Source organism: uncultured Stenotrophomonas sp. (genome assembly GCF_963519925.1).
Taxonomy (GTDB): Bacteria; Pseudomonadota; Gammaproteobacteria; order Xanthomonadales; family Xanthomonadaceae; genus Stenotrophomonas; species Stenotrophomonas maltophilia_AE.
Genome location: NZ_CAUQPH010000175.1, coordinates 1 through 6455 on the forward strand (window position 1 = coordinate 1; position 6455 = coordinate 6455).

Consider the following 6455-nt stretch of genomic DNA (forward strand, 5'->3'; position numbering starts at 1 on the left):
GAATGGCGCGGATCACCGCCAGGATGCGCTCGCGGGCCTGCGCGGCGGCATCGGCCGCGGCATCGACCGACGCCGCACGCTTGCTCACGCGCGCACGCGGCTGACCAGCAGCACGCCGACCAGCACCAGCGCCGTCCCCAGGATCTGCCAGGGGCCCATGGGTTCGTCGAGCAGCCATAGACTCATCACGATGGTGGACACCGGACCGAGCATACCCACCTGCGCGGCCAGCGACGAGCCGATCCGCTTTACCGCCAGCATGATCGCCAGCACCGGCAGCACCGTGCAGACGGTGGCGTTGACCAGCGACAGCCAGTACACCGGCGGCGGCGCCTGCAGCAGCGCCGGCAACGGGTGCAGCACGGCAAAGTGCAGAACGCACAACACACACGCCACGCAGCTGGCATAGGCGGTCAGGCGGATGGCGCCGATCCGCGCCACTACCTGGCCACTGCCGAACAGGTACAGCGCGTAGCTGAGCGCGCTGGCGAAGACCAGCGCGCTGCCCAGCACGATGCGCCCGCCTTCCAGCTGCAGGTCATGCCCGAACGCCAGCAGCACGCCCAGGTAGCTCAGCACCAGGGCGGCCAGCTGCCACCGGCCGGGCCGCTTCTTCAGCAGCACCAGGCTGATCAGCAGCACCAGGGTCGGGTTGAGGTAGAGGATCAGCCGTTCCAGGGTCACGCTGATGTACTGCAGGCCCTGGAAGTCCAGCAGGCTGGACAGGTAATAGCCGGTGAAGCCCAGCCAGGCCACCTTGCCGCGGTCTGCCCACGACAGCGGCGCGGCGCGGCGCGCAGACCACACCGCCAGCAGCGCGAACAGCGGAAACGCCATCAGCATGCGCAGCGCCAGCAGCGTCGTAGCATCCACGCCATGGCGGTAGGCCAGTTTGACGATGACGGCCTTGCCGGAGGCGGCGATGGCGCCGACCGCGGCGAGCAGCACACCGGACGTGGCCAGGCGTCGGGACGAGGTAGGGAGAACGTGCGACATCACCGTCATTGTCGCACCCCCGAATCTCCGCGGTGGTGTTGATGCGTCTTAACGCATCAACACTACCTCCTCTGCGCTCGTCGGGTGAATCGCCACGGTGTCGTCGAGCTGGGCTTTGGTGACGCCCATCTTCACTGCCACCGCGAAGCCCTGCAGGATTTCGTCGGCGGCGTCGCCGAGGAGGTGCACGCCGACCACGCGCTCCTCTTCGCCCACGCAGACCAGCTTGAACAGGCTGCGCTGGTTGGCGTCGGCCAGGGCCTGCAGCATCGGGCGGAAGTTGCTGCAGTACACCCGCACGTCGCCATGGCGCTGGCGCGCTTCCTCTTCGCTCAATCCCACCGCGCCCAGCGCCGGGTGCGAGAACACCACGCTGGCGACATTCTCGTAATCCATCCTCGCCTGCGGCTGCCCGCCGAACAGGCGGTCCATCAGCTTGCGCGCCGCCGCGATCGCCACCGGGGTCAGCCCGACCTTGCCGGCGATGTCGCCCACCGCATGCACGCTGGGCACGGCGGTGTCCTGCCAGTCGTCGACCTCGACCTCTCCCCGCTCGCCCACCGCGATGCCCAGTGCTTCCAGCCCGAGCCCGGCACTGTTGCCGCGGCGGCCGGTGGCGAAGAACACCTGGTCGAAACGCGGCTCGACCGGGCCATCGTGACCGTACGCCAGGATGTCGGTGCCGTCGCGACGCAGCTCGCGCAGCCGGTAGTTGAAGTGCAGGTGCACGCCCTGGTGGCGAAGGTTCTCGGCCAGCTGCGCGGTCAGTTCGGCGTCGAAGCGCTCGAGCAGGCGCTCGCCGCGCACCAGCAGGGTGACGCGGCTGCCCAGCGCCTGCAGCAGCCCGGCCAGTTCCACCGCGATGTAGCCGCCGCCGACGATCGCCACCCGCGCCGGCGCGCTGCACAGGTTGAAGAAATCATCCGATACCGAACCCAGCTCGGCGCCGGGGATGTCCGGACGCTGCGGGTGGGCGCCGGTGGCCAGCAGGATATGTTCACCGCTGATCCGGATACCGTCGCTGCACTCCACCGTGTGCGCGTCCAGCAGCCGGCCCTTGCGCGGCACCCGCACCACACCGGTGTCGTTCAGGCGCTTGAGGTAACTGGCGTGGATGTTGGCGATGTAGCCCTGGCGATGCACCACCAGTTCCTTCCAGTCCAGCGTGGGCCGGGTCGGCACGTCGAAGCCCATCGCCGCCGCAAGACCTACCCGCGCGGACAGATCGGCCGCCAGCCACATCGCCTTCTTCGGCACGCAGCCGACGTTGACGCAGGTACCGCCCAGTTCGCCGGGTTCCAGCATGGCCACCCGCTTGCCGTGCTGCGCGGCGCGGAACGCCGCGGCCAGGCCGCCGGAGCCGCCGCCGAGCACGATCAGGTCGTAATCAAAGTGCGTTGTCATGGCTGCAAGCATGCCACGCCGGCCCGCGCGTCAGGCGTGAGGATGCGGCAGGCACCGTCTCAGCGGCGCAACGCCGGCCAGCGGCCATAGGTCATCGCACGCCATACCCATTCCAGCGGACCGAAACGGAAGTGGCGCAGCCACGCGTGACTGAGCAGCACCTGCAATGCGAACAGGGCCAGCGCGAACGGAACCTGCCAGGCGCGCGGCAGCGTTTCGAACGCGCCCAGCCCGTAGCCGTAGAACAACCACGTGCACACCAGCGACTGCAGGATGTACTGGGTCAGCGCCATCCGCCCCATCGGCGCAAGCACGCGCAGGCGCGCATGCCAGTGCACGATCCACGCCAGGTAGCCCAGGCACATCAACAGGCTGGCCAGCGACGACAGCGCGTAGGCCGCGCCGGTGACCGGCGTGAAGGTGCCTGGGGCCAGGTACGGCACCCACGCCGCGCTGGCCAGCATCAGCAGCAGGCCGACCGGCAGCGCGATCCAGCGCAGGCGACGGTACATCCGCTCGAACCGCGCCGGCTCGGCCAGCGCGCCGCTGCGCGCGAACCAGCTGCCCAGCAGGAACATGCCCAGCACTTCCGGACCGATGATCAGCGCGCCGGACAACGCGGTACCGAGATCGCTGGCGCGCTGCGCCACGGCCTGGCCGAAGCTGCCATGGCCGTACGCCTGGCGCTGCAGTTCAATGGCGTGCTGGCCCTGCGCGATCGCCGTGGCCATGCCACCGCCGTCGCCCTGCACCTGCGTGGCCAGCCCGACCATCGCCCCCAGCAGCAGCATCATCAGCGCGGCGCACAGGTAGGTGCCCACTCCCATCGCCGGCAACCAGCGCTGTGGTGCCTCGCGGGTGGCCAGCAGCGGCAGCGATACCAGGGCATACACCACCAGGATGTCGCCGGACCACACCAGCAGCGCATGGCACAGGCCGATCAGCAGCAGGCCGGCGCTGCGGCGCAGGTAGAAGGGGGTGAAATCGCGCCGTGCCGCTTCAGCGCGTTGCGCCATGATCGCGAAGCCGGCGCCGAACAGCAGCGAGAACAGGGTGAAGAACTTGCCCTGTACCAGCACGTACACGGCCGCGTCGACCGCGTAGTCGAGGCCGGTCCAGTGCGGATCGATCCCGGTGAAGGCCAGGTCGAGCGGACCGCTCAAGGCTTCCATGTTCATCAACAGGATGCCGAGCAGCGCAACCCCGCGCAGGATGTCGATCACTTCGATGCGGTCGTTCGAGGCGACCGGCTGCAACGCGGGGGAACCAGGTTTCACGGGCGACTCGCGAACGGTGGCGGAAACAAAGACGGCCCGCCAGGGCGGGCCGTCGGGCCACGCGCTGCGTGGCTGCGGTAAACCGGCGTGGCGCCCGGTTCAGTGGTGATGACCACCATCACCGTGCACATGGCCGTGCTCGAGTTCTTCGGCGCTGGCTTCGCGCACGTCGACGATCTCCACCGAGAAGTGCAGGTCCTTGCCGGCCATCGGGTGGTTCAGGTCGACGTCGACCACGCTCATGCCGACCTTCTGCACGGTCACGGCGCGCGGACCGAAGTTGGTCTGCAGCACGACCTGCGAACCCGGAACCAGCTTCTCGTTGCCGAAATGCTTCTTCGGCACGCGCTGGGTCAGGCCATCGCGGCGCTCGCCGTAGGCATCGGCGGCCTTGACGTCGACCTCGAAGGACGCGCCGGCTTCCTTGTCCATCATGGCGTTTTCCAGGCCCGGGATGATGTTGCCGTGGCCGATCAGGATCGCCAGCGGGTCACGGTCCTTCGAGCTTTCGATCGGCTCCTGGCCCTGTTCGGCAACGGTGTAATGGAAGCGGACGACGCGGTCTTTCTCGATCTTCATGCAATGGACTCTTGTGCTGGCTGCCAGGGCAGACGGATGGGACGGGTTGTCGCCCGCCGGATACGCCGCCATCATGACGGCCTTCTGAGGTCGCGCATTATCCGGACATCACGCACATGACGCCAGTTCCGCGCCTGATCGGCCCGCTGTCGCGGCTCGCCGCCCTGCTCTGCCTGGCCACGCTGGCCGCCTGCGGCGGGGGCAAAACCACCCGCCCGGCCGCGCCGCCGGCCGCGACCCAGGTCTGGCCCACGGTGGTGCCGAACGACCCGCAGGCAGCCAATGCGGTGCTGATGCGGGCGATCGGCCTGGTCGGCACGCCCTACCGCTACGGCGGCAACACCCCGGAATCCGGCTTCGACTGCAGTGGGCTGGTGGCCTATGTGTACCGGGAAATGCTCGACCTGAAGCTGCCGCGGACCTCGCGCGACCTGGCGGCGGTGCAGGGTCCGAAGATCGACCCGCAGCGGCTGGCGCCCGGGGACCTGGTGTTTTTCGGTGACCGCGGCAACGTCTTCCACGTCGGCATCTATGTCGGCGAGGGGCGCTTCGTGCATGCCCCGAGTACGGGCGGCACGGTCCGGCTGGATTCGTTGGCGGGCAGCTACTGGAAGCAGCACTACACGGGAGCTAAACGCGTACTTCACTGAAATGAATGGGGGCAAGGCTCAAAAATGTGATGTTTATCACGTTTATGTAAACGAAAATTTAACGGAATTTGTACCAAATCACACGTCTTACACGGCATCATCACCCATCGTTTTTATTCAGTGACCGCCGCGTGACGACAGCCGACCTGACGTGCCAAGGCCAGACCGCCGCTTCCCGGCGCACTGCCCGCCCCGCTCTTCTCGCTTTCGCCCTCTGCCTGGCCAGTGTTCCGGCCTGGGCACAGACCGCACCGACGACCGCCGTCGATGCCGCGTCGGTGGCCGCCGTTGCCGTCGTCGAAGCCCCCGCCGCCGCCAAGCCGAAGGCTGAAGCGCCGGTCCGCAGCAAGGCCGATGCCGCTGCCAGTGCCACCCTTGCCGCCCTGCTCCCGCACCTGGCGGCCAACGACACCATTCCGCTGATGGACCGCTCGGCGATGTTCGCCGGCGACCTCAGCCGCCTGCTTGCCAACTACGACGCCAGCACCGGTGCCAACGGCGCGGTGGTCGGCGGTGAGGCCGACAATGGCAAGGTGCAGTCGCTGCTGCGCCGTGCGATGACCCTGCTGGGCACGCCGTATCGCTGGGGCGGCACCTCGCCGGACAGCGGTTTCGACTGCAGCGGCCTGGTCGGCTACGTGTTCAAGACCGCGCTGGGCATCGAGCTGCCGCGCGTGTCGCGTGAAATGGCCCACGACGGCGAAGCCCAGCTGATCAACGACCGCAACGCGCTGGCCGCGGGCGACCTGGTGTTCTTCGGCCGCAAGGGCCGGGTCGACCATGTCGGCATCTACGTCGGCGAAGGCCGCTTCCTGCACGCCCCCAGCACCGGCAAGGACGTCCGCGTGGACAGCCTGGTCTCGGGCTACTGGGGCGGCAAGTTCATGCAGGCGCGCCGCGTCGAGCTCTGAATCGTCCCGGTTGACCCGCGCCACGAAAGGCCGCTGCCCTGCAGCGGCCTTTTTCGTTGGGCCGGGCGATGGCCGGTACCGGCGGCAAACGGCGTTCTCCCTGTTGTCGTTCGCGCAATTCGCGTTGCACGCGACCAGCCCCTGCCGGGTCCGGCGGGGGCTGCTGGTTCCGGCGGGGGGCGGCCCGTCGGGGCGTGCCGACCTGTAGACACCGCCCGGGATCTTTTTCTCGAAGGTGACGCATGGCGGCAGTCCCTGAATTTCCGGCCCGGTGTGTAATCTGGTTTGGGCAACCCCACGCGGCCGAACGCGCCGCGCTTGCAGCGGAAGGTTGGCAGGTACGCGGGGTCGCCAGCGACCAGTGCGTGTCGATCGGCATGCGCAGCAACGACCTGGTAGTCGGGCTGCTGGACCTGCGCGGCCCTCCCCCGGCCCATCTGGACCATCTGCAGGGGCTGCTGGCGCAGCACCGGCACATGCGCCTGCTGGCGATCCTGCCGGCGGGTCCGCTGCCGGGCGATGTGCCGTTGCAGGCCCTGCTGGCGTGCTGCGTGGAAACCTGGACGGCGCCGCTGGACGTGGCCGGGCTGGTGCTGCGGCTGCAGCAGCTGGCCGACGGCGAGGGCCCGGGCCAGGCG

The 6455-nt window shown here is 68.7% G+C and carries 7 protein-coding genes; 3 read left to right on the forward strand and 4 right to left on the reverse strand.

What is annotated here, in order from left to right:
• Positions 1-84 precede the first annotated feature (84 nt).
• The 4 genes from RWO33_RS18415 to RWO33_RS18430 all read right to left on the reverse strand — a co-directional run bounded on the left by RWO33_RS18415 (position 85) and on the right by RWO33_RS18430 (position 4256).
• Positions 85-996 (reverse strand): DMT family transporter, encoded by a 912-nt coding sequence (locus RWO33_RS18415; protein ID WP_314106678.1) that lies wholly within the window; start codon positions 994-996, stop codon positions 85-87.
• A 48-nt stretch (positions 997-1044) separates the two neighbouring features.
• Entirely contained in the window at positions 1045-2400 is a 1356-nt protein-coding gene (gene gorA, locus RWO33_RS18420) for a glutathione-disulfide reductase (protein ID WP_314106680.1), read from the reverse strand.
• A 59-nt stretch (positions 2401-2459) separates the two neighbouring features.
• On the reverse strand, positions 2460-3677 hold the full coding sequence (locus tag RWO33_RS18425) for a DUF418 domain-containing protein (RefSeq protein WP_314106681.1): 1218 nt from the start codon (positions 3675-3677) through the stop codon (positions 2460-2462).
• A 99-nt stretch (positions 3678-3776) separates the two neighbouring features.
• Complete coding sequence (locus RWO33_RS18430) at positions 3777-4256, reverse strand: peptidylprolyl isomerase (RefSeq protein WP_145479823.1); 480 nt, start codon at positions 4254-4256, stop codon at positions 3777-3779.
• A gap of 116 nt (positions 4257-4372) precedes the next feature.
• Between RWO33_RS18430 and RWO33_RS18435 the strand changes: the two genes are divergently transcribed.
• The 3 genes from RWO33_RS18435 to RWO33_RS18445 all read left to right on the forward strand — a co-directional run.
• Complete coding sequence (locus tag RWO33_RS18435; RefSeq protein WP_314106684.1) at positions 4373-4906, forward strand: C40 family peptidase; 534 nt, start codon at positions 4373-4375, stop codon at positions 4904-4906.
• 131 nt (positions 4907-5037) lie between these two features.
• Positions 5038-5817, forward strand: coding sequence for a C40 family peptidase (locus RWO33_RS18440; RefSeq protein ID WP_314106686.1), 780 nt, complete (start codon positions 5038-5040; stop codon positions 5815-5817).
• Between the two features lie 242 nt (positions 5818-6059).
• A partial coding sequence (locus RWO33_RS18445; protein WP_314106687.1) for a VpsR-related response regulator occupies positions 6060-6455 on the forward strand: 396 nt, incomplete at its 3' end.